The organism is Streptomyces sp. NPDC005706 (assembly GCF_040631045.1).
Classification (GTDB): Bacteria; Actinomycetota; Actinomycetes; order Streptomycetales; family Streptomycetaceae; genus Streptomyces.
In genome coordinates this window covers 32,155-54,825 of the sequence record NZ_JBEXYS010000026.1, presented here as the reverse complement: position 1 = coordinate 54,825, position 22,671 = coordinate 32,155, and the positions used below count along the sequence as shown (strand labels likewise).

Annotated in this window: 19 protein-coding genes; 11 read left to right on the top strand and 8 right to left on the bottom strand. The window is 71.0% G+C overall.

Features of this window, described 5'->3' with window-relative positions; genetic code table 11:
* Positions 1-52 precede the first annotated feature (52 nt).
* The gene (locus tag ABZ478_RS30060) at positions 53-1,441 is read right to left on the bottom strand and encodes an MFS transporter (RefSeq protein WP_359554063.1); all 1,389 of its coding nucleotides are present in this window, start codon (positions 1,439-1,441) and stop codon (positions 53-55) included.
* A 357-nt stretch (positions 1,442-1,798) separates the two neighbouring features.
* Between ABZ478_RS30060 and ABZ478_RS30055 the strand changes: the two genes are divergently transcribed.
* Complete coding sequence (locus ABZ478_RS30055; protein WP_359554061.1) at positions 1,799-2,299, top strand: hypothetical protein; 501 nt, start codon at positions 1,799-1,801, stop codon at positions 2,297-2,299.
* Positions 2,300-2,569: 270 nt separating this feature from the next.
* Here ABZ478_RS30055 and ABZ478_RS30050 read toward each other — a convergent pair whose 3' ends face one another.
* Together ABZ478_RS30050 and ABZ478_RS30045 are read right to left on the bottom strand one after the other, a co-directional pair.
* Positions 2,570-3,391, bottom strand: coding sequence for a hypothetical protein (locus tag ABZ478_RS30050; RefSeq protein WP_359554060.1), 822 nt, complete (start codon positions 3,389-3,391; stop codon positions 2,570-2,572).
* A 51-nt stretch (positions 3,392-3,442) separates the two neighbouring features.
* Complete coding sequence (locus ABZ478_RS30045) at positions 3,443-4,276, bottom strand: alpha/beta hydrolase (RefSeq protein WP_359554058.1); 834 nt, start codon at positions 4,274-4,276, stop codon at positions 3,443-3,445.
* Between the two features lie 207 nt (positions 4,277-4,483).
* On the opposite strand from ABZ478_RS30045, the gene ABZ478_RS30040 reads away from it, so the two are divergent.
* From ABZ478_RS30040 to ABZ478_RS30030, 3 genes are all read left to right on the top strand, one after another.
* On the top strand, positions 4,484-5,782 hold the full coding sequence (locus tag ABZ478_RS30040; protein WP_359554057.1) for an acetyl-CoA C-acyltransferase: 1,299 nt from the start codon (positions 4,484-4,486) through the stop codon (positions 5,780-5,782).
* Positions 5,783-5,860: 78 nt separating this feature from the next.
* Positions 5,861-6,499, top strand: a complete 639-nt coding sequence (locus ABZ478_RS30035) for an HAD family phosphatase (protein WP_359554056.1) — start codon at positions 5,861-5,863, stop codon at positions 6,497-6,499.
* Positions 6,500-6,772: 273 nt separating this feature from the next.
* Positions 6,773-7,465: a TetR/AcrR family transcriptional regulator gene (locus ABZ478_RS30030; RefSeq protein ID WP_359554055.1), complete on the top strand. Its 693-nt coding sequence runs from the start codon at positions 6,773-6,775 to the stop codon at positions 7,463-7,465.
* A gap of 150 nt (positions 7,466-7,615) precedes the next feature.
* Here the strand turns inward: ABZ478_RS30030 and ABZ478_RS30025 are convergent, their stop codons facing one another.
* From ABZ478_RS30025 to ABZ478_RS30015, 3 genes are all read right to left on the bottom strand, one after another.
* Positions 7,616-8,506 (bottom strand): glycoside hydrolase family 19 protein, encoded by an 891-nt coding sequence (locus ABZ478_RS30025; RefSeq protein WP_359554054.1) that lies wholly within the window; start codon positions 8,504-8,506, stop codon positions 7,616-7,618.
* Between the two features lie 1,484 nt (positions 8,507-9,990).
* A complete protein-coding gene (locus tag ABZ478_RS30020) occupies positions 9,991-10,656 on the bottom strand; it encodes a TetR/AcrR family transcriptional regulator (protein WP_359554053.1) in 666 nt (221 codons plus the stop codon).
* On the bottom strand, positions 10,653-11,948 hold the full coding sequence (locus tag ABZ478_RS30015) for a helix-turn-helix domain-containing protein (RefSeq protein ID WP_359554052.1): 1,296 nt from the start codon (positions 11,946-11,948) through the stop codon (positions 10,653-10,655). The genes ABZ478_RS30020 and ABZ478_RS30015 overlap by 4 nt, the downstream gene beginning before the upstream one ends.
* Before the next feature lie 188 nt (positions 11,949-12,136).
* On the opposite strand from ABZ478_RS30015, the gene ABZ478_RS30010 reads away from it, so the two are divergent.
* Genes ABZ478_RS30010 through ABZ478_RS29990 form a run of 5 tightly spaced genes read left to right on the top strand, consistent with a single transcriptional unit; the run spans position 12,137 to position 17,007 of the window.
* Positions 12,137-12,895 (top strand): ABC transporter ATP-binding protein, encoded by a 759-nt coding sequence (locus ABZ478_RS30010; RefSeq protein WP_359554050.1) that lies wholly within the window; start codon positions 12,137-12,139, stop codon positions 12,893-12,895.
* Positions 12,892-13,698, top strand: coding sequence for an ABC transporter ATP-binding protein (locus ABZ478_RS30005; protein WP_359554049.1), 807 nt, complete (start codon positions 12,892-12,894; stop codon positions 13,696-13,698). The genes ABZ478_RS30010 and ABZ478_RS30005 overlap by 4 nt, the downstream gene beginning before the upstream one ends.
* A 5-nt stretch (positions 13,699-13,703) precedes the next feature.
* Positions 13,704-14,585 (top strand): branched-chain amino acid ABC transporter permease, encoded by an 882-nt coding sequence (locus ABZ478_RS30000; protein WP_359554048.1) that lies wholly within the window; start codon positions 13,704-13,706, stop codon positions 14,583-14,585.
* The gene (locus ABZ478_RS29995) at positions 14,582-15,730 is read left to right on the top strand and encodes a branched-chain amino acid ABC transporter permease (RefSeq protein ID WP_359554046.1); all 1,149 of its coding nucleotides are present in this window, start codon (positions 14,582-14,584) and stop codon (positions 15,728-15,730) included. The genes ABZ478_RS30000 and ABZ478_RS29995 overlap by 4 nt, the downstream gene beginning before the upstream one ends.
* Positions 15,731-15,735: 5 nt before the next feature.
* Positions 15,736-17,007 (top strand): ABC transporter substrate-binding protein, encoded by a 1,272-nt coding sequence (locus ABZ478_RS29990; RefSeq protein ID WP_359554044.1) that lies wholly within the window; start codon positions 15,736-15,738, stop codon positions 17,005-17,007.
* 123 nt (positions 17,008-17,130) lie between these two features.
* On the opposite strand, the gene ABZ478_RS29985 is transcribed toward ABZ478_RS29990, so the two are convergent.
* On the bottom strand, positions 17,131-17,940 hold the full coding sequence (locus tag ABZ478_RS29985; protein ID WP_359554042.1) for an SDR family oxidoreductase: 810 nt from the start codon (positions 17,938-17,940) through the stop codon (positions 17,131-17,133).
* A complete protein-coding gene (locus ABZ478_RS29980) occupies positions 17,933-18,589 on the bottom strand; it encodes a carboxymuconolactone decarboxylase family protein (protein ID WP_359554041.1) in 657 nt (218 codons plus the stop codon). The genes ABZ478_RS29985 and ABZ478_RS29980 overlap by 8 nt, the downstream gene beginning before the upstream one ends.
* A 221-nt stretch (positions 18,590-18,810) precedes the next feature.
* Between ABZ478_RS29980 and ABZ478_RS29975 the strand changes: the two genes are divergently transcribed.
* Together ABZ478_RS29975 and ABZ478_RS29970 are read left to right on the top strand one after the other, a co-directional pair.
* Positions 18,811-19,995 carry a helix-turn-helix domain-containing protein gene (locus ABZ478_RS29975; RefSeq protein WP_359554040.1) on the top strand — a complete coding sequence of 395 codons (1,185 nt, stop codon included), beginning with the start codon at positions 18,811-18,813 and terminating at the stop codon, positions 19,993-19,995.
* A 238-nt stretch (positions 19,996-20,233) separates the two neighbouring features.
* Positions 20,234-22,654 (top strand): SpoIIE family protein phosphatase, encoded by a 2,421-nt coding sequence (locus ABZ478_RS29970; protein WP_359554133.1) that lies wholly within the window; start codon positions 20,234-20,236, stop codon positions 22,652-22,654.
* Positions 22,655-22,671: the final 17 nt, after the last annotated feature.

Sequence of the window (22,671 nt, the reverse complement as noted above, 5' to 3'; positions counted from 1 at the left end):
CCGGCCCCCGCGAGGGGAGCCGGTCAGTGTGATGAGCGAGCCGTACGGCCGGTCAGACGGTGCCCGCCGTGCCCGCCGTGGCCGCCGGGTTCGCCTCGGCGGCGCCGCCGTCGCGGGCCTCCACCTCGGCGAGGTCCCGGTGCCGGGTCTCCTTGGCCACACCCACGGCGATCAGGGTGAGCACGGCCGCCGCGATCACGTACAGGGCGATCGGAGTGGAGCTGTCGTAGTCGGCCAGCAGCGCCGTGGCGATCAGCGGTGCGGGCGCACCGGCGGCCACGGAGGCGAACTGGGCGCCGATGGACGCGCCGGAGTACCGCATCCGGGTCGCGAACATCTCGGCGAAGAAGGCCGCCTGGGGCGCGTACATGGCCCCGTGCAGCACCAGCCCGACGGTGACCGCCAGCAGCAGGTACCCGAAGGAACCGGTGTCGATGAGCGAGAAGAACGGGAACATCCACAGCCCGACGCCGGCCGCGCCCAGCAGGTACACGGGCCGCCGTCCGACCCGGTCGGAGAGCGCGCCCCAGGCCGGGATCACGGCGAAGTGCACGGCGGAGGCGATGAGTACCGCGTTCAGCGCGGTCTGCTTCGAGACGCCGGCGGACGTGGTGGCGTAGACGAGGATGAACGCGGTGATGACGTAGTAGCTGATGTTCTCCGCCATGCGGGCACCCATGGCGACGAGCACGTCCTTCCAGTGGTGGCGCAGCACGGAGACGAGCGGCAGCTTCTCCGGCTTCTCGGCGCGCCGGGCCTCGGCCCGCTGCAGCGCCTCCTTGAAGACGGGGGACTCGTCCACGGAGAGGCGGATCCACAGACCGACCATCACCAGCACACCGGAGAGCAGGAACGGTATCCGCCATCCCCAGGTGCCGAAGGCGTCGTCCGAGAGCACGGCGGTGAGCAGCGACAGCACACCGGTCGCCAGCAACTGCCCGGCCGGCGCCCCCGTCTGCGGCCACGAGGCCCAGAACCCGCGCCGCCGCGCATCCCCGTGCTCGGAGACCAGCAGGACGGCACCGCCCCACTCACCGCCGAGCGCGAAACCCTGCACCAGGCGCAGCGTGGTCAGCAGCACCGGCGCGGCGGAGCCGACGGTGGCGTGGGTGGGCAGCAGACCGATGGCGAAGGTCGCCCCGCCCATCAGCAGCAGGCTCAGCACCAGCAGCTTCTTGCGCCCCAGCCGGTCACCGTAGTGCCCGAACACCAGGGCCCCCAGCGGCCGGGCCGCGAACCCGACGGCGTACGTCAGGAAGGACAGCAGCGTTCCGACGAGCGGGTCGGAGTCCGGGAAGAAGAGCTTGTTGAACACCAGCGCGGCGGCGGAACCGTAGAGGAAGAAGTCGTACCACTCGATGGTGGTGCCGATGAGGCTGGCGGCGACGATACGGGGGAGGCTGGCGGGGGGTGGGGGAGCGGATGCTGCTCGGGATGCCATGTGCGCCACTTCCTCGTGTGCGGTGGGGACGGGTACGTGTCGGCACACGGTAGGAAGACGCACGTCAGGCGCACATGTGGTGGGGCAACACAGTTCGAGGCTTGGCTATGCGTGTGGCCACCATGCCAGCTCACGGAAGGGAGAAGCGAGTGCCGTCCGGGGCGCGCGATGCGGGGCGGTTCCCCGTCGCCGCGGTCGGCCTGGCAAGGTCCACGGACCGCTCGGCCGGCAGTCCTTGGTCAGCAGTACTTCCCCAGCGCGTCACAGGGTGGTTCCGGCTGGTGGGATCCCGGCGGTACGGCGTGGCGGCGGCCCGAGAATCGAAGGTGAGCCGGACCAGGGGGAAGGAGCGGAGCCGTGGCCGCAGAGGTGTCGGGGACCTTCGAGTACAGGATCACCCACATCGTCAGCCAGGAGGGCCGTCACGACCACCCGCGGACGATCGCCCTCACCAACGACGACGCGGGCCGTCTGGAGCGTCTCGAGCAACGCAGGAACGAGGCTTACGCGACGTGCGACCACTGCGGCGCTCGGCTCCTGGTGGCGCTCCCGTCGTTCGCCGAGGTGCGCGGTGAGCGCCGCAGGCACGGGTTGCTGTGGAAGGTGTGCGCGCCGGCGACGGTCCTCAGCGGCTACGGTTTCCTCCACATGACCCGCACCGCGACGGGCACGGGACACGGGCCTGGAATCGCCTTCGTCGTGACTGTGGCCGCGACGCTCTTCTTCGCGTACCGCACGCTGATCAGCGGAATGCTCTCGCGCAGCAACGGAGGGCCTGACGTCACTCCCGTCGACCGCCGGGAACTCGGAAACGTCCGGCACAGCTGGACCTACGGGACAGCGGTCGAGGATGCGTGACGCGGACGGGGGGTCCGTACGGTTCCCGTCCCCCGCACCGTTCAAGCCGTGGCGTCCTCGTACTGGCCGAGAAAGCGGAAGCGGCCACCGGACGCCTGATTCTTCGTTCCCCACCGCTCACCTCAGGGGGCCGCACAGCCGGCACCGGGACCAGGACCGACTGTGCCGGCGTGGCTCGGTCGGCCCTCCGGAGACGGGGAGCCGGTTCCGACGACGGGTGAGTGCCCGGGGGCCGGCTCCGCCGCTCGTTCTCATGGCGCGGGGCGGCGGTCAGCCGATCTTGAGAAGGCCGGCTTCGATGACGGCGTGGCCGAACGGCCGGGCCAGTTCGGCGAGACGCTCGCACTCGGCGTCACTCAGGGCGGCGTAGGCGGGAAGGGCCAGACGGTCGGTGCGGTCCTCGATGTGCCCGCGCAGGAGTGCGCCTTGCGCGCTGAGGGAGTCGCCGTCGAGAAGGCCTCGCTCGCGCAGTTGCTCCCGGGTGGCGGCCCACTCGTCCTCGGGCCAGGCGCGGCTCGCCCGGAGGAAGTCGACGGGAACCTCACCGGTGGCGGCGTGCAGAATCAGTGCCTCCAGGCCTCCTACGCCCTCGCTCAGCAGGCACGCGACATGGCCGTCCCCACGGAACTCCCGGAGCACCGTCTGGGCGTGCCACAGCTGCAGCACCGGCTCCTCCGGCCAAGGCAGCGCGGCATGCGCGGCGAACAGCGGGCGGCCCTGCGCGTGTTCGCAGGCGGCCTCGGCCGCCCGGCGGGTCAGCGTCAGGACCTCCTCCAAGTGGGGCAGCTCGTGGATTCCCGCCCGCCGCAGGCCTTCCCCCGCCGCGGCGTACCGCGCGTCCAGCACCTGCTGCGGCTCCGTCGCGTCCCAGGCCCCCGCTATCGCCTGGCGTACGAAATCGGGGTTGAAGTTGTAGAAGGTCGAGATGACCAGCTCGGCGGATGCTCGGCCGAAGGCGGCGCTGCGGGAGGCGAAGTACCCGGCGCGTCCGCTGAGTCCGAGCTCCGCGTACCTTCGCCTTGCCTCGGGAATGAAGTAGATCATGCCGTGTACGGGCTCCAGGCGGCGCCAGGCCGCACGCGCTGTCTTCATGGGGTCACCTCTTCGGGGAGTCGACGCACGGGGCATGCGTCGCGGTTTCTGCTAACCGTGCGTTCGCAGGTGTTCGAGCAGCAGGTCGCTCAGCGTCTCGGGCGCCTGCTCGGGGACCCAGTGGCTGACGCCCTGAAGGGTCTCGAACCGGTACGGCCCCTTGACCCACTGCCCGGTCTCCTGCGCGGCCGCCGGGCCGAACGCGCTGTCCTCCGTGCTCCAGACATACAGCGTGGGCACGTCGATCACGCCGATCGCGCCGTCGGGGCGGCCGGCCCGGTACCAGTTCAGCGCGGCGGTGAGAGCGCCCGGCCGGGACAGGTGCCGTACGTAGGCCTCGGTACTGTCCCGGGGGATCTTTCCGGCGTAGAACGCGCGAAGCACTTGGGCGTCGCGGGCGAGCATGCGCTCTTCGGTCGCGGGTGTCTCGCGCCAGTCGATCATGTAATGCGAGCGTTCGCGCTGATCCTGGTCGGTGCGCAGCGTGCCGGCCAGAGCGCCGGGGTGCGGGGTCGAGACAACGGTCAGGGTGCGCACACGGCCGGGGTGGGCGTGAGCGGTCCACCAGGCCACCGCTCCTCCCCAGTCGTGCCCGACCAGGTCGAACGCCGCCCAGCCCAGTTTCTCGGCGATCGCGACCACGTCGTCGACGAGGCGATCGACGCGATAGTCCTCGGGCCGCCGCGGGCGGGCGCCCGGGGAGTATCCACGCTGGTCGGGCGCCGCCACCCGGTAGCCGTGCGCGGCCAGTGCCGCGATCTGCCGTCGCCACACCAGCCTCGTCTGCGGGAAGCCGTGCAGAAGCAGCACCGGGCGGCCCTCGGGCGGACCCGCCACGGTCGCGTCGAACACGCCCGCACCGGTGAGGATGCTCACATCGGTCACGACCCACCTCTTCATACCGACTGGTCGGTAGCCTTCAGTCGCGGAGGCGGGCTGTCAAGGCCGTGAGCGCCGGGAAACCGTAGTTGAACATGACGCCGGATTCAAATATAACCGTGGGGCGGCCGGCTCCGTCACCTACCGTGGTCATGGCTCACCTCATCGCTCGACGAGGGAGACGGTCGACGACCGCTCACGGCGCCCCCGTCGGTGTTCGGCCGGCTCGCCGGCAGCGAGCCCGGCTCACGGAGCCGGAACGACGCCCCAAAGCTCCCGGACCCGCGGGACCCACAGGAAGCAGTGAGGCCAATGAGGGAAGCAGTCATCGTCTCGACGGCGCGGACGCCGATCGGCAGGGCCTACCGCGGCGCGTTCAATGACACGCAGGCGCAGGAACTCGCCGCCCATGCCCTTGGGCACGCGGTGCGGCGCGCGGGGCTGGAGGGAGGCGAGGTCGAGGACGTGATCTTCGGTTGCGCGGTCCAGCAGGGGTCCGCCGGTTTCAACGTCGCGCGCCAGGCCGCTCTGCGGGCGGGGCTTCCGGACGGCGTGTCGGGGATGACGATCGACCGGCAGTGCTCCTCGGGCCTGATGGCCATCGCGACGGCCGCCAAGCAGATCGTCGCGGACGGTATGCAGGTCGCCGTCGGCGGCGGTGTCGAGTCGATCTCCCTGGTGCAGAACGACCACATGAACACCCATCGCGCGGCGGATCCCTGGCTCGTCGCACACAAGCCGAGCATCTACATGCCGATGCTGCAGACGGCGGAGATCGTCGCCGAACGCTACGGCGTGAGCCGGGAGCGCCAGGACGAGTTCGCCCTGCTGTCACAGCAGCGCACCGCCGCGGCGCAGGAGGCCGGCCGGTTCGACCAGGAGATCGTCGCGCTCACCAGCGTCAAGAAGGTACTCGACAAGCAGTCCGGGGAGGTGCGGGACGAGGAGGTCACCCTGACCCGGGACGAGGGCAACCGCGCCTCGACGACGCTCGAAGGCCTGGCCGGCTTGGTTCCGGTCCTGCCCGACGGCCAGGTGAGCGCGCACTCCAGCGTGACGGCCGGCAATTCCTCGCAACTGTCGGACGGAGCCTCGGCATCGGTGTTGATGGAGGCGATGGAGGCCGAGCGCCGCAGTCTGGAACCGCTGGGTGTCTACCGGGGTATGACCGTCGCCGGTTGCGGGCCGGACGAGATGGGCATCGGCCCGGTGTTCGCCATTCCGAAGCTGCTGAAGCAGCACAACCTCGGCGTCGACGACATCGGTCTGTGGGAGCTCAACGAGGCGTTCGCTTCCCAGGCGCTGTACTGCCGCGACGAACTGCACATCGACCCGGAGCGGTTCAACGTCAGCGGCGGCGCGATCTCGGTCGGCCATCCCTACGGAATGACCGGTGCCCGACTGGTGGGGCATGCCCTTGTCGAGGGCAAGCGCCGCGGTGCCCGGTATGTGGTGATCTCGATGTGTGTCGGCGGCGGAATGGGCGCGGCCGGACTGTTCGAAGTCGCCTGAGATCCGCATCCCTGCGGGCGAGACACGGCCGCCGTCCCCACGGGGGCGGCGGCGAACCGAGGAGAGAGGCTGGACAGCATGTCGGATGTGGTGGAGAGGATGCGCACCGCGGTCCTGGTGGACTTCGGCGGTGTCATCACCTCCAGTGTGCTGCGGGCCTTCACCGACTTCGGCGCCTCACTCGGCGGCGACCCACGCCTGCCGCTGCACCTTCTGCGCCGGGACCAGCGCTCACGGGCCCTCCTGGCCGACCACGAATGCGGTCGTATCGACGCCGAAGCCTTCGAGCGTGGATTCGCCGAGCGTCTTCGCGCCCACGGCGCCCGCGTGCCGGCCGAGGGTCTCACGGCCCGGATGCAAGCGGGAATGTCGATCGACCAGGACATGCTCGCGCTGCTCGGTGAGTTCCGTGCCGCCGGCCGTCCCGTCGCGCTGGTGTCCAACTCGTTCGGTACCGGAACCTACGACGGCGTGGACCTCGCCGCTGTCGCCGACGTGGTCGTCATCTCCGCCGAGGTGGGAATCCGCAAGCCGTCCCGGCGGATCTACGCGATCGCCTGTGAACGCCTCGGCATCGACTCGGAGGAGGCCGTCATGATCGACGATCTGCAGCAGAACCTCGACGGAGCGGCGCGCATCGGCATCGGAGGCGTGCTGCACACCAGTGCCGCCGACACCCGGCGCCAACTCGCCGAGCGTTTCGGGATCACCGCCTGACGGGCCGGCCTGCCGGACGCGGTGAGATCGGCCCCCACGGCGTCTTCGGCCACGCCGTCCGAGGACCTGGTGTCGAGGCCGGGCCGAACCGACTGAACGGCGAAGGCGAGACCGAGCGCAGAGTCCGTGAGCGGTCCATCGACCGTACGGTCCTGACTCGCGCACCGCGCCCGCCAGGCCGCCGCCCGCCGGCCCTGAACGTCCCTCGTCCGTCGCGGCGACGGGGCTCCGGGGCTTATGACCATGGCGTCGGATTCAAGTAGGGTTCCGAGGATGGACACCCCCACGCCCGAGGAGATCGACAGCGAGCCGGCACCGCCCATGGCGCCTCTCTCGCACCTTCGTGAGCCGCCGACGACGCAGCGCGGAGCACGGACACGGGCGGCTCTGGTGAAGGCCGCGCGGAAGGTGTTCGAGCGGGACGGCTACCTCGACACCCGCCTGACCGACATCACCAAAGAGGCTCGTTGCGCGGCGGGATCCTTCTACACCTACTTCGCCAACAAGGAAGAGGTGCTGGCAGCCGTCCTCCTGGAGGCGCAGGAGGACATGATGCACCCCGGCATGGGCCGGGTGGAGGGTACCGACGATCCCTACGCGGTGCTCGAGGCGAGCAATCGCGCGTATCTCGAGGCGTACAGACGGAACGCGAAGATGATGGCACTGCTTGAGCAGGTCGCCCAGGTGGAGCCCGAGTTCCGTGAGTTCCGAAGGCGGCGCGGGGACGCGTTCATCCGCCGCAACGCCCGCGGCATCGCCGACCTGCAGGCGCGGGGTGTCGCCGACCGTGAGGTCGATCCGATGATGGCCTCCCGCGCGCTTTCGGGCATGGTCAGCGTCATGGCCTACAACGCCTTCGTGCTCTGTGAAGGACAGGAGGAAGGCGCGCCCGTCCACTTCGAGGAACTCGTGTCCGCGGTCACCCGGCTCTGGGCGAACGCCCTTCGGTTCCCCGGCCACCGCTGATCGGCCCGTCTCCTGGCCGGGTATCTCCTCTGCCTCTCGTCTCCTCCACGGAGGTGACCGGGTCGTCGTAGCGGACCTGGACGCGGACACCGCGCGAACGGTGCCGGAGACAGTCGGCCGCACATCGCTTCACGAAGTCGGGTATGGCGCTCAGCAGTAGAGATTGCCGCCGGGTGGCGTCCCGAGGATCTGCGCGAACCGCTGATAGGCGTCCACGCGGCTCTGGACCTGCGCCGGATTCTTGCCGTCGCACTCGAGGGAGCCGTTGATACTGCGGATCGTCTGACCGAAGCCGACGCCGTTGACCATGGCGTTGTGGGGCGTCATGGTGCCGGGCCCGGACTGGGTGTTCCAGTACCAGAGCGCCGTCTTCCAGGCCACGGCCGCGTCGTTCTGCACCAGCCACGGGTTGTTGAGGAGGTCGATGCCGAGCGCGTCGCCCGCGGCTTTGTAGTTGAAGTTCCAGCTGAGCTGGATGGGGCCGCGCCCGTAGTACGCCGCCTGGCCGGCCGGACATCCGTACGGCTGACTCCAGTCGCAGTAGTGCGGGTAGTTGGCGGTGTTCTGCTCGACCACGTACACCAGACCGCCGGTCTCGTGGCTGACATTGGCGAGGAAGGCCGCGGCCTCCTGCTTCCTGACCGTGTCGCTGCCGCTGTTCGCGAAAGCGGGGTAGGCGCCGAGAGCGGCGGTGAGGCCGCTGTACGTGTAGAAGGAATTCCGGTTCGGGAACATCTGGTTGAACTGGGCCTCGCTCACCACGAACGTGCCTACGGGGGCCTGGGGGCCGCTGTCGCAGGCGTACGGCTCCCAGTACCAGGTGCTGATGACGGGGTCGTAACCCGGGTTGTCGTGTTCGGCGATGTAAGCCCTGCCGTCGGTGTACCGCACGATGTCGCCGGTCGCGTACGGCCTTCCGGCAACCCAGCTCGGGTAGCTCGAACACCCGGCGGCGGACGCGTCCGTGGCCGGCAGCAGAATTGGTACGGCGCTTCCCAGGGCGAGTGCGGCGACCACGGCGGAGAGGCGGCGTTTCGACACAGGATCAACTCCTCTGCGAAGCACGGCCGCACCCGGACAAGGGCAGCGCGAAGCCGGACCTCGTACGCACGTGCCGGTCGGACCGGCCACGGCGTGGGCGCGGCCGTGGTGGGGGGTGTGGAGGCACATACAACCGCTTTGGTCTGTACCAGTCAAGGGTGTAGACCAGTCGATTCGCTCCGCCCGGAGGCTGTGCATGTTCGGGGACGTCGAGCCGCGGGAAGTGAGCAGCACTCGGCCCCAATTGAAGTGCGCAGCCGTTCGGCTCGTACGCCGAGGCTGCCGCGCCGTCCCGGCCATCAACGTCCCGTCCGGCAGAGTTACATGCCCCACTTTTCCGCCTGTGTGTGAGCGCTCATTCGACGCGCCCCGTTGACCCCGGTAACCGGTGACCCACCCGCAGACCGGTAAGTGAGGTTCGCACATGCCGAGGATCGGTCCGAAACAAAGCAAGTGGCGTCTCCCAGCCGCTGACTGCCGCAGGGACCGGGTGCACCTTCGCTCCCGTCAACTCAAGGACTGAAACGGTCGCTTCATGGACTACTGCATCCCGTGCAGCCGCACGCTCAACGGCGCCGTGACGTGCCCGGAGTGCGGGGCATACGACCCCGGCATGACACAGCCGAGCGATTCGAGAGACGGTGCTCCGGCCGTCGACGCCGCGATGCCGGAGGTCCGCTCGAGCGGGGGACCGAGCTCCTCCAGGTCGCCCCTTCCCGGGTCACCGGCTGCCTCGCAAGATCTGTCGGCTGACCCGTACGACCGTCCGGCGCGCCTGAAGAAGTATGCCGTCCGGTCTCTTGCCGCAGCCGCCTTCACCCTGCTCGGGGGCCTGGCCGCCGCATCGGTGTCTCCTCAGTCGACAGCCCCCCGAGCAGCCTCGATCCCGGAACAGCCATCCCCCGAAGAGCCCGGGGTCCGCGTTCCTGACCAGGCTTCACCGGAGCATGTGACCACGCACCCGGGCCGAAAGGGCGTCCGGGACCGAAACGGTGAGGGGGTCCGGCGTCCGCTGCCGACGGCGACTCGCAGCACGTCACCGGTCTCTGGACCTCCCGTCACCACCAGCGTGCCGCCACCGGCGAAGGCGAAGCCGACCCCCCGAGCCTCCAGCGGCCGCCGCACCGGCCCGCCCTCGCGCACGGCAGCCCCTTCCGCGAGGCCCTCCGCCAGCCCTTCCGCCAGTCCTTCCGGCAGCATCAGTGCCTCTCCCACCAGTAGCGGCTCACCGAGCAGCAAAGGGGAAGCCGGTGGCTGAGACACCGGCGGGACTCCCCTTCGCGCCGCACCTCCACGACTGCCCGCCGCACCGGCAAGGCGCGGCGCCTGGGACCGGTGCGCTTCGGCCCAGCACGTAGTCGGTCTGCTGGTGGGACGCTTCGCACAACCGGCCCCCTCCGCGCCGCAGACGCCGCTCAGCCGACCTCGAGAAGGCCTGCTCCACCCGGCTGCGACCCCCGCCCCAAAGGCGTGCGTCGGGCGTCTCAGCCGGGCGGAGCCGACAGATGGACAAGGATTCCGCACACCTCGTCCACGATCTCCCGGGCCTCCGTCTCGTCCCCGCAGTCGCCCAGTTCACGCGCCGCCCCTCCGATGACGGTGGTCAGCACGCTCACCCGGACCCGGCCGGCGCGTCGACGCTCGTCCACCTCCAGGAGCCGGGCGTTGCGCCGTACCCACGCGCGGTCCCACTGGCGGCGCAGCGTGTCGAAGCCCGCCGGGCCGTCGTCCTCCGCGATGAGCCTGGCGAGCCGCCGGTTCTCCCAGGCGCCCTCCAGGTACGCCCTGGCTCCCGCCACGAAGAGGGCGATCGGGTCGTCCACGCCACGCCCGCGCTCGGCGGTCAGCGTGGCCGCGGTCCGGTGCTCCTGCTCCTCCCGGAACTCCTCCCACAGGGCGAGGTAGAGCCCTCGCTTTCCGCCGTAGTGCTGGAAGAGGGTGCCTGCCGGGATGCCGGAGCGCGCCGCGATCTCGGTGAGGCCGGCGTCGGTGTAACCGCGCTCGGTGAACACCTCCAGCGCGGCGTCCAGCAGCACTCGCCGGACCGTCCGGCCCTCCCCGCTGTGTCCCGCCGGCAGGTCCGTGCGCCCCTGTCCGCCCGGCAGTTGCCGTGCCGCCTCGGTCCCGGCGGATTCCACGATGCCGCTCACGAGCAATCCTCACTTTCCCCGGCGCCGTCGCGGATGGCGAGGGCGACCAGCAGCTCCAGGAGGTCGGCGATCCGGCGCGGATTGCGGCCGGTGCGTTCCTCGATCCGGCGCAACCGGTAGTGCGCCGTGTTGTGATGAACCCGCAGCCGGTCGGCGGCCAGCCGCAGATTGAGGTCCGCCTCCGCGAAGGCCCGTATGGTGCCGGCCAGCGTGTCGCCGCGTCTGCGGTCCTCCTCCAGGAGCACCCGCACACGCGGATCGACCAGCTTGCGGGCGAGGTCGTCGGCGCGCAGCGCCAGATAGTCGAAGGGGGAAAGCCGCGGCAGCGCCGCCACCCCGCCCCCGCTCGGCACCAGGTCGAGGGCGGCCCGTGCCTCGTCGTAGACGCGCGGCAGTTCGGACGCGCCCTGTGCGACCGTGCTGATGCCCATGGAGAGCGTCGTTCCCTCCTGCGCGAGCCGCCGTTGCACGGCCTCGAAGTGGGCGCATATGTCGTCTGCGTTCATGCCGGCCCGGACCACGGGCACGGCCACCACCTCGCCGTGGCGCACCACGACCAGGGTTCTGCCGGCCCAGGGCCCGGCGACGCTGATCGACGCGCTGGTGGCATACCCGTGCTCGGCCGAGGTGAGGTCCCCGGTGCGAGTGTCGCCGACACCCACCGCCACGACCGCCATCATCGACGAGCGCGGACCGATGCCGTACGCCTGCGCCGCGGCGGACAGCGGACCGCGCGTCGGCGCGAGGCCGGCCAGGAGCTGGTCCAGGAGATCCCGTCGCTCCCGGTCCGCGTCCGCCACCACGTGCTGCTGGTACTCGACGTATGCCTGCGCGGCATGGGTGCTGGCGTAGTCGACGTACCGCATCAGCGGGGTGACGAGGGACAGCGCGGCCTGCTGGGCCTCGGCGGACGTGCCCGCACAGTCCAGCAACGCGTCCCACATCACCTGCCGGCCGACCCGGAAGGCGCTGATCCAGTCTTCCAGGGCGAACCCGGCGCGTGCTCGGCGCATGGCCGCGGCGCGGCTGAAGATCAGGTCATCGGAAGCGATGTCACGGTCGCCGGCCAGCACCGCCAGCTGCATCCGGTAGTGCTCGAGCACCTGCTCCCGAACCTCGTCGAAGAACCGCTCGTCCTGCAGTGCGTACGACGGGATCTCCGCACGCATCACCTCGACGGCGGTCTCCGCCACCTCCTCCACCCGGTCGTGGACGGCGAGCAGGATCCGCCACCGCTCCCGGCGGAGCGGTTCGGAGGGTGGTGGAGTGTCCAGGGCGGGACCGCGAGGCATGGCGCCGATCGTCGCCGTCCGGCTCGTGCTCCGTCAACAGGCCTGGCGTGAGACGTCTCCCGGCACCTGTGCGCGGCGCACAATCCGAGGACCGGGAAGTTGGGTGCTCACACCCAATGTGCGCCTGGAACGCCCCCACCTACTGTGACGCTCGCCCACCCCCCAGCACGTCGGAAGGGGCGTCACTCATGCTCGCGGTCGACGGTATCACCGTGCGCTTCGGCGGGATCACGGCACTGGACGGTGTCGCTTTCACCGTCGAGCCGGGCACCGCCGTAGGGCTCATCGGGCCGAACGGAGCCGGCAAGACCACCTTGTTCAACTGCCTCACCAGGCGCTGCACCCCCGACGGCGGAGACGTGCGGTTCGAGGAGGAGGACCTGCTGGCCCTCCCGCCGCACGCCGTGGCCGGGCGCGGCATCGCCCGCACCTTCCAGAACCTGGGGCTGTTCCCGCAGCTCACGGTCCGGGAGAACGTCATGGTCGGCGCCCACAGCCGGGGGCGCACCGGACACCTCGCCGCGGCGCTCCGGCTGCCCCGCGTCCGGCGGGAGGAGAGGGAACTACATGACCAGGCGGACGACCTGCTACGGCGCCTCGGTCTGGCGGACGTCGCCGATCACCCCGCCCACGGCCTGCCGTTCGGCACACTCAAACGCGTCGAACTCGCCCGGGCACTCGCGGTACGGCCCCGGCTGCTGTTGCTCGACGAACCCGTCAACGGCCTCAGCCACGGCGAGGTCGGCCAATTCGCGGATCTGGTCCGGTCGGTGCGCCAGGACTTCGACCTCACCCTCGTGGTGGTCGAACATCACATGGGGTTCGTGATGGGCCTGTGCGACAAGGTGGTCTGCCTCGACTTCGGCCGCAAGATCGCCGAGGGCTCGCCGGAACGGATCCAGCGCGACCCGGCGGTCGTGGAGGCGTACCTGGGGGTGGCCGCATGAGCGAGCCCACCCCGGTGCGCACCGAGGCCCGGGCCGGCGCGGAACCGGACTTCCTGAACGTCTCCGGCCTGCACGCCGGGTACGGCCAGGCCCACGTGCTCCAGGGCCTCGACTTCGCCGTCGCCCGCGGCGAGGTGTGCGCGCTCCTCGGGCCCAACGGCGCGGGCAAGACCACGACGCTGCGGGCGCTGAGCGGCATGGTCCGCGGCCGTGGCTCGGTGACCCTGAACGGTACGGAACTGCTGGGCCGCTCGCCCGAGCAGGCCGCCCGGCTCGGCGTGGCACATGTCCCCGAGGGCCGGGGCACCTTCAACGACCTGACCGTCGAGGAGAACCTGCGCATCGGCGCCCATCTGCGCACCGGCCACCGGTGGCGGGGCAGCGCCCAGCGGGTGGCCGTGGCGGCCGACCTGGAACGGGTCTACGGCTACTTCCCCAAGCTGCGCCAGCGGTCGCGTCAGGCCGCCGGCAGCCTCAGCGGCGGCGAGCAGCAGATGCTCGCCGTCGGCAGGGCGCTGATGCTGCGGCCCTCGCTGCTGCTCCTGGACGAGCCGTCCCTGGGGCTCGCGCCGCTGGTCACCCGCGAGCTGTTCGAGATCGTCCGTACCGTCAACGAGGAGGAACGCACCACCGTGGTCGTCGTCGAGCAGAACGCCCAGCTCGCGCTGGATATCGCGCACCGGGCACACGTACTGGAGGCCGGCCGCCTGGTGCTGTCCGGACCGGCTCAGCGGATCCGCGAGGACGGACAGGTCGCCGAGGTGTACCTCGGGGTCTCCGTCCGCTCCCCGAAGGCCGGGTGAGCGCGATGACCGATCTTCTGCAGCAAGTGGTGGAAGGACTGGGCTCCGGCGCGGTGTACGCCAGCCTGGCGCTGGCCCTGGTGCTGATCCACCAGTTCACGGGGATCGTCAACTTCGCGCAGGGCGAGCTGGCGATGCTCTCGGCGTACGTCGCCTGGCAACTGGTCGCGTCCGGGATGCCGTTCTGGCTGGCGCTGCCGGTCACCCTCGCGGTGTCCTTCACCGGCGGCATGCTGGTCGAGCGGCTCGTCATCCGCCCCGTGCGGGACGCGCCCGAGCTGACGGTGGTCATCGTCACGGTCGGTCTGTTCGTCTTCGTCAACGCGTTGGCCGGCTTGATCTGGTCGTTCACCGTGAAGGACTTCCCGCAGCCGTTCCCCGACGGCGGGCTCGACCTGGCCGGGGTGCGCGTGGACTGGTCGGCGCTCGGCATCATCGGTGTGGTGGCCGTCGTGATGGGCCTGCTGTATCTGCTGTTCCGGCACACCTCTGTCGGCCTGGTGATGCGGGCGGTCGCCGGCAACCCGGCCTCCGCCCGGCTCTCGGGCATCCGGGTGAGCCGGGTGCTGATGCTCGGCTGGGGGCTGGCCGCCGCGGTCGGCGCGGTCTCGGGCGTGCTCGTCGCCCCGGTGCTGTTCCTCGAGCCCAACATGATGGGCGGAGTGCTGATCTACGCGTTCGCCGCGGCCACCCTCGGAGGCTTCGACAGTCCGGTCGGTGCGGTCGTCGGCGGCCTGTTCGTGGGTGTCGCCGAGACGCTGACCGGGGCGTACGTGGACGTGATCGGTGAGGACCTGAAGGTCGGCGTCCCCCTGGTGATCATCCTGGCGGTGCTGCTCGTGCGGCCTCAGGGCCTCTTCGGACGAGCGGCGGTGGAGCGCGCATGAGCACGATCGTCGCAACACTCGGCACGGACCGCGTCCGGCGGCTGCGAGCCGCGCTCACCGTGCTGCTCGCGACGGCAGCCGCCGTCGGCGCTCCGTTCTACTTCGCCCCCTTCCAGGTCTTCCAGCTGACCATGGTGCTCCTGTACACCGTGGCGCTGGCCGGCCTGAACCTGCTGGTCGGCTTCGGCGGGCAGATCTCGCTCGGGCACGGCGCGTTCTTCGCGGCGGGGGCCTACACGGCGGCTGTCATGCTCGATCGTTACGACACCGGCCACCTGGCCACACTGCCGGTCGCGGCCGCCGGATGCTTCCTGCTGGGCCTCGGGTTCGGAGTGCCCGCGCTACGGCTGCGTGGGCTGTACCTGGCCCTGGTCACCCTCTCGTTCGCGGTGTTCCTGCCGCCCTTGCTCAAGCGGCTCGAACCGGTGACGGGCGGCTCCATGGGCCTGACCGTGGACAAGTTGCAGCCGCCCGCGTGGAGCGGGCTGGCAGAGGACCAGTGGATGTACTTCGTCGTCCTCGCCGTCACCGCTATGGCCCTGCTGCTCGCCCGCAACCTGCTGCGGTCCCGGGCCGGCCGGGCACTGCGCGCCGTGCGGGACCACGAGAGCGCCGCCGAGGTCATGGGCGTGCGGCTGTCGCTGCACAAGACCCTCGCCTTCGCGTGGAGCGCGATGTTCGCGGGTGTCGCCGGGTGTCTCTACACCTGGGTGATCGGCTTCGTCTCGCCCGACTCCTTCAGCTTCGTCCTGTCCATCACCCTGCTGGCCGGCCTGGTGGTCGGAGGGCTCGCCTCGCTGTACGGGCCTCTGCTGGGCGCGGCGTTCGTGATGTACGTGCCGAGCGTGTCCCAGGACGTGAGCGAGGCGGCACCGGGAGTGGTGTTCGGCCTGCTGATCATCGCGGTGATGTTCGCGGCCCCGACGGGACTGGCCGGCCTGCCCGGCCGTGTCCGGGGCGCTGTCGCGCGCCGCCTGCCCCGCACCACCGCCACCCCCGACCGGGGGCCCGAGACCGACCCCGCGCCCGATGCGCGGCCGGATTCCCAGACCGAAGCCGGACCCTCCGCGACCCTCGACCCCGCGGACCGCCCGGTGGCCGCCGCCGAACCCGTGGGCGCACCGCCCCGCACGGAAAAGGAATGAATCACATGCGCAAGACCACCGCTCTGGTGGCGGCCGCGGCCGCCACCCTGCTCACCGCGACCGCCTGCAGCAGCCAGCGAGGACAGGACGCCCAGGACACCGCCGCCGGTGGCGCGTGCAAGGGCCAGCAGACCACCGGTATCACCGACAGGACCATCAAGCTGGGCGGTATCTACCCGCTGTCGGGACCCGCCTCGGCGTACGGCACGATCAGCAAGGGCGTGGCCGCCTACTTCAAGTACGTCAACGACAAGGGCGGCATAGACGGCCGCAAGGTGCAGTTCATCGTCCGCGACGACGGCTACCAGCCGCCCAAGGCGGTCGAGGAGGCCCGCAGACTCGTCGAGCAGGAGAAGGTCTTCGCCGTGTTCCAGACCCTGGGCACCCCGTCCACCGCGGCCGTGTGGGACTACCTCGACAAGCAGAAGGTGCCGCAGCCCTTCGTCGCCACGGGCGCCTCCGCCTGGGGGATGGACGGCAAGCACCCCTGGACGATCGGGTGGCAGCCCAACTACGTGGCCGAGGCGCGGGTTTACGCCAAGTATCTCAAGGACGCGAAGCCCAAGGCCGAGGTCGCGGTCCTCTACCAGAACGACGACTTCGGCAAGGACCTGCTCGCCGGGTTCAGGAAGGCCGTCGCCGGCAGCGGCATCAAGGTGGTCGCCAAGGAGAGCTACGAGGTCACCGACCCCTCCGTCTCCGCACAGATGGCGAGCCTCGCGCGGTCCAGGGCGGACGTGCTGCTCGACGTCACCACCCCGAAGTTCGGCAGCCAGGCCCTCGCCGCGGACGCCAGGAACACCAAGTGGAACCCGCTGCACATCGTGAACAACGTGGCCTCGTCCGCCGCCGTCCTGCGGCCCGTCGGGTTCAAGAACGTCCAGGGCGTGGTCTCGGCGACCTACTTCAAGGATCCCGCCGACCCGCAGTGGGCGAACGACCCCGAGATGAAGACCTACATGAGCGCCATGCACGAGTACGCCCCCGACGCCGACCCCGCCAACCAGTTCAACGCCTACGGCTGGGCCGTGGCCTCCAGCCTGCACGAGGCCCTGGACGCGATGAAGTGCCCGACCAGGGAAGGGCTACGGGACGCGGTGCGCAACCTGAAGAACGTGAAGGTGGGCCTGCTGCTGCCCGGGGTCACCATGTCCACGGGGCACGGCGACGCCTTCCCGCTCGAGACGATGCAGCTGATGCGGTTCAAGGGCGAGCGGTGGCAGCTGTTCGGCAAGCCGGTGGACACCCGCGAGGAGTTCGGTCCACTGGAGAAGTGAGCCGGCGGGGGCGGCCCGGGCCGATGCCCTGACACCGGTCCGGGCCGATGCCCTGACACCGGTCCGGGTCGATGCCCTGACACAGGAGGGCCGCCCTCGCCCCGTCACCGGAGTCCGGAGTGCTCAGACGGCGTTCAACCCTCCGTCCACCACCAGACTCTGCCCGGTGATGTAGGAGGCGCGGTCGGAGAGCAGGAAGGTGACGGCCGCGGCCACTTCCCAGGCGGTTCCCTGGCGTCCGAGCGGTATGCGGCCGAACGAGGCGGAACGCGACGCCCGCCGGGTCGAGGCCTGGCGGCCCATGGGGGTGTCGATCAGGCCCGGGACGACCAGGTTCGCGCGGATTCCGCGCGGTCCGCCTTCCTTGGCGACATGGCGGGTGAGACCGAACAGGCCTGCCTTGGAGCTGTCGTAGGCGGGCGAGTCGGTGGCCGCGCGCAGCCCGGCCACGGATCCGACGAAGACGATCGAGCCTCCGTCGGCCATCGCGGGCAGTCCGTACTTGGCGGCGAAGAAGGGGGCGCTCAGGTTGACGGTGAGCACGCGCTCCCACTGCTGCGGCGAGGTGTCCGCCAGGCCCGTGCCGAGGCCGATGCCGACGTTGACCACGATCGCGTCGAGTGCGCCGAGTTCGCGAAGGGCCTCGGCGACCATGGCCGAGGACCGGCCGGGATCCGCGGCGTCACCGATCACGGTGAGGCCACGGGCGTCCTCCTCACCGACCAGGGCGGCGGTGGCCTCCGCGGCGGAGGGGGAGACGTCGGCGCAGGCCACGGACGCTCCCTCGCGGGCGGCGAGCACGGCCACCGCCCGCCCGTTGCCCACCGGGGCCGTCGGATCGTCGCCGGGGCGGGTGCCCGCGCCGATGACCAGTACGTTCCGGCCGGACAGGAGGCCGGCCGGGCGGGTCGCATGGTGCCGGGGCTCAGGCATCGCCGTGTGCCCCTTCCGCCGCGTCCGCGTCCGCGCCGGCGCCGGTGGGCGCGGGCAGGGATTCCGTCTCGAAGCCGGGCTCGAGCCGCGTACCGGCGGAGTTCAGGAAGAACGCGACCATGTGGTACTGACCGACGAGCATGGTGATTTCGATCAGCTGGGCCTCGTCGTGGTCGGCGGCGAGTGCGGACCAGGTGGCCGCGGACAGGCGTGCGTCCCGGTGCAGTTCGTCGGCGGCACGCAGCAGACGGACGTCGGCCGGCAGCCACCCTTGGGCGCCCGGGCCCTCGCCGACCCGTCGGATCTCCTCGTCGGTGACCCCGGCGGCCCTGGCCAGTGGTACGTGTCGCCCCCATTCGTAACCGGCCCGGGTGTTGCATGCGGTGCGCAGGATCAGCAGCTCCCGGGTCCGGTCCGGAAGCCGGCCGTCCCGCAGCAGATGGCTGCCGAACGGCAGGAAGTGCCTGAAGAGGCCGGGGTGCCGTACCAAGGTGGTGAAGACGTTGGCGAGGTGGCCGTCGGCGTCCCGGGGAATCGGGGCGAGCAGTTCCCGGGTGGACGGGTCCCAGCCGTCCTCGGACAGTGGCGCGAGGCGCGGGCCGGTGTCGGCGGCGGCGCGGTGGGGTCGCTGATGGTGCTTGTCGGTCATGGCGGTCTCCGTACTGATCGTCAGGGTGGGTCGGTACCACGGGCGGGCCTGCGTACGGTCGACCGGCGCCGCGCTGCGTGCGCGCCGATCCACTCCTTCCGCCGTCGTGCCACTGTGCTTTCGGGGACGGGGAGTTGTCGACGGCTCCCCGGCCAAGGCCGGAGGTCGGCATATTGTTCAGTCGCACAACGGCCGGTACCGCAGGGGCGGAGGTGAGGTCCATGCCCGGACAGCCGGGCCCGGCGGAGCCTCTCGAACGGGTCATCGCCGCGATGGCCGTGCAGCAGTGGCACGTGGGCGGGCGTTTGCACCCGGAACTGGCGGACCACATCCCGTCCTACCGGGCGGTCCCGCGGGAACTCCTGGACCAGATCTGGCAACGGCACTTCCACCGGGCTCTCGCGGTCGTGCGTGAGGGGACGGTGCCCGCTCCGGAGGCCTTCGACGAAGCCGATGTGGCCCGGGACCGGGTCGCCCGGGGCGTGCCGCTCGGTGACGGGCTCCGCGCCTTCCGCCGGGCGATGAGCGCGATACGGGATCTGTTCCTCGCGGAGGCGACCGAACGCGGGCTGGACCCCGGCCTCGTCGTCGACCGCACCAGGTGCCTGTGGGAGCTGGCGGACGTCGCGAGCCTGCAGATCGCCGCCGTCCACCGGCAGGCGGAGGTCGCCTCCGCCCTGCTCGACGCCCGCCGCCGCGCCGGCTTCCTGCGCGGACTGCTCTACGGGACGCTGAGCGCGGCGGAGATCCACAGCGGTGCGGCGATCTACGGACTGGACCCTGCGCGGCCGCACCGAGCCATCAGAGCCGTCCCGGACGGCGACGTCGACCCGGACGCGCCGGCACGCTCCTTGGAGTCCCATGGGCGCGGGAACGGCCGGGGCGCGCTGCTCACCGTGCTGGACGAGACTGTCGTCGGCGTCGTCGAGGAGAAGCCGGAGATCGGTGACCTGGGGGTGACGGCGGGACTCGGCCCGCCGACGGACCTGACCGCGGTGCACCGCTCCTTCCGCGCCGCCGGCCGGCTGCTGGAAGCCGCCCGTGCGTACGGCCTGCGCGGCGTGTACGACCTGGGTGACCTCTCCTGGCGGGTGGCCGTCGTCGCCGAACCGGAACTCGCCGAGTTGCTGCTCGAACGATATCTGCGTCCCCTGGAGGCGGAGGGGCAGTTCGGTGCACTCGTCGAGGAGTCGGTGCGGGGATACCTGGAGACGGGACGGCACATCCGCGAAGTCGCCCGCGGCGCGCACGTCCATGTCAACACCGTGCGCTACCGGCTGCGTCGTTTCGAGGAGCTGACCGGAACCAGCCTGGACGCTCCGGACACCGCGGTGGAACTCAGCTGGGCCCTGGCGGCGCGCGAGCTGAGGACACCTCCACGAGGCCCGGCAGGACCTGCTCCATGAGCGGGCCGCCGTGCCCGCCGCGGCGCCTCGTGCCCGCCACGCCGTGCCACCCGGCCGACGATGCCACCGAGGCCGCACCGGGTTCAATGGGCTTACATTGCGTCAGCAGGTCGGCGCGCATGGGAGAAGGCCGAGCCACACCGTGCTGGACGCCGTCACGCCGGTCGCCGGCCGGGTCGGGAACCGCGGCGCAACGTCGCTCACCGACTACAAGGGGTGTCAAGCCGTGGAGAAGCGGATGACGGAGCTCAGCGAAGGCCAGGACGATCCGTTCACCCCGCACCTCGCCGCCCTGGCGGTGCTCGACGACCGGGGAGTCGTGGTCGGATGGAACCGGCGGGCCCAGGAACTGCTCGGCCATCCGGACACAGCCGTGATCGGCCGTCCGGCATTCGAGGTCCTCGTGGACCCGCGCGACCTGACGGCTGCGAAGGAGGCCGCGGCGAGCTGCCGGAGAGCCGGCGGCTGGTTCGGCGTGCTGAAGGCGCGGCACCGGGACGGGCGGCTCGTGGAGATGGGGGTCAGGGCCCACGCCCTGTCACGTGATGAGCGGATCCGTGAGTGGTTTCTCGTCGGGGCACTCGCGGTTGACGTCCTGGAGTGGCAAAGGGACCTGGCGGTGCTCGACGGGTTGTACCGCCGGTGCCCCATCGGCCTGGTCGTCCACGGCCCCGACCTGAGGCTTCTCCGGGTCAACCGGGCCATCGAACGCTTCACTGGCGTCCCGGCGGCGGATTTCCGGGGGCTGCCCACCGGGCAGATGCTCCTCCCCGACGACGCACGCAAGGCCGTGGACCGTGTGCGCCAGGTCATGGAGACCGGAAGACCGTTGGTCTACTCCGAGCAGTTCGCCCGCCTGGAGCAGGATCCGGCACGAGAGCGGGTCGCGTTGGTCTCGTCCTTCCGGATGGAGGATCCCTCCGGCCGCGTCCTGGGGGTGGCCGAGATGATCGAGGACATCACCGAACGCCACCGGGCCCAGAGCCGGCTCGCGCTCCTCGACCAGGCCGGCAGTCGCATCGGAACCACGCTCGACGTGGCGGAGACCGCCCGGGAACTCGCCGAGGTGATGGTGCCGCACCTCGCCGACCATGCGTCGGTGGACCTGCTGCAGCCGGTGACGCGTGGTGAGGAACCGGCGCAGGCCTTGGGAGGGTCCGTGGTTCGGGTCGGGGCCCGCAGTGTCGGCGCCCAGCAAGCCGGGCCGCCTCACCCTGCGGGCGAGCCGGTGGAGTTCGGGCCGGACACGCCCCAGGCCAGATGCCTGGCCGAGGGGCGGCCCGTCCTGGAACCGGTACTTCCGCCCGACTGGTTCTCGATGCAAGGTTGCCAGGGGGCCCACGCTCCGGACCTGACCGCCCACTCGCTGATCGTGGTACCCGTTACCGCGCGTGGCCTGGTGCTCGGCGTGATGGCCTTGTGGCGTTCACGCCGCCCCGATTCCTTCGAGGCGGACGATCTCACTCTCGCCCAGGAACTCGCCTCGCGCGCCGCGGTCGCCATCGACAATGCCCGGCGCTTCACCCAGCAGCAGCAGACCGCGTTCACCTTGCAGAACAGTCTTCTGCCCCGGGCGGTTCCGGACCAGTCGGCCGTCGAGGTGGCCATGCGCTACCTGCCGGCCAGCGCGGCCCCGGGCCTGGGCGGCGACTGGTTCGACGTCATTCCGCTGTCCGGGGCACGGGTCGCCCTCGTCGTCGGCGACGTGGTGGGACGAGGAATCCACGCCGCCGCCACCATGGGCCGGCTGCGTACCGCCGTCCACACGCTCGCCAGCCTCGACCTGGAACCGGACGAGGTCCTCTCCCGCCTCGACGACCTGGTCGACCTCCTGGCGGCGGAACAGGAAGCAGCCGGCGAACGGCCCGTCGGCGAGCAGGTCGTCGGTGCCACCTGCCTGTACGCCGTGTACGACCCGGTCTCCGGGCGCTGCTCCGTGGCCCGCGCGGGCCACCCGCCGCCGGTGGTGACCGCGCCGGACGGCCAGGTGGCCCTGCTCGACCTGCCCGCCGGCCCACCGCTCGGCCTGGGCGGCCTGCCGTTCGAGGCCCGGGACGTCGAACTGGCCGAGGGAAGCCTGCTGTGCCTGTACACCAACGGACTCATCGGCGAACGCCACATCGATGCCGACCTCGGCCTGAGCAAGCTGTACGCGGCGCTCACCCGCCCCGCAACCGCGCTGGAACGGACATGCCAAGCGGTGGTCGACTCACTCGTGCCCGCGGGCCCCACCGACGACGTCGCGTTGCTGATCGCCCGCACGCGCGTGCTGCCACCGGACGATGTCGCCTCCTGGAGTCTGCCACTGGAGCCTGCCAGCGCCGCCCGGGCCCGGGAACTGACCTCGGCCAAGCTGAGCGAATGGGGGCTGGAGCACTTGGCGTTCACGACCGAGTTGATCGCCAGCGAACTGGTCACCAATGTCTACCGCTACGCCAGTGGCCCCGCGACCCTGCGGCTGATCCGTGAACGGTCTCTGGTGTGCGAGGTCAGCGACACCAGCCACACCTCACCCCACCTGCGCCGCGCCCGGACCACCGACGAGGGCGGCCGCGGCCTGTTCCTGGTGGCCCAGATGACGGAACGCTGGGGCACCCGCTACACCCGCGAGGGCAAGACCGTGTGGACCGAACAGTCACTGACCGGCACGCTCGCCTGACCGGCTCCGCCTGCGCA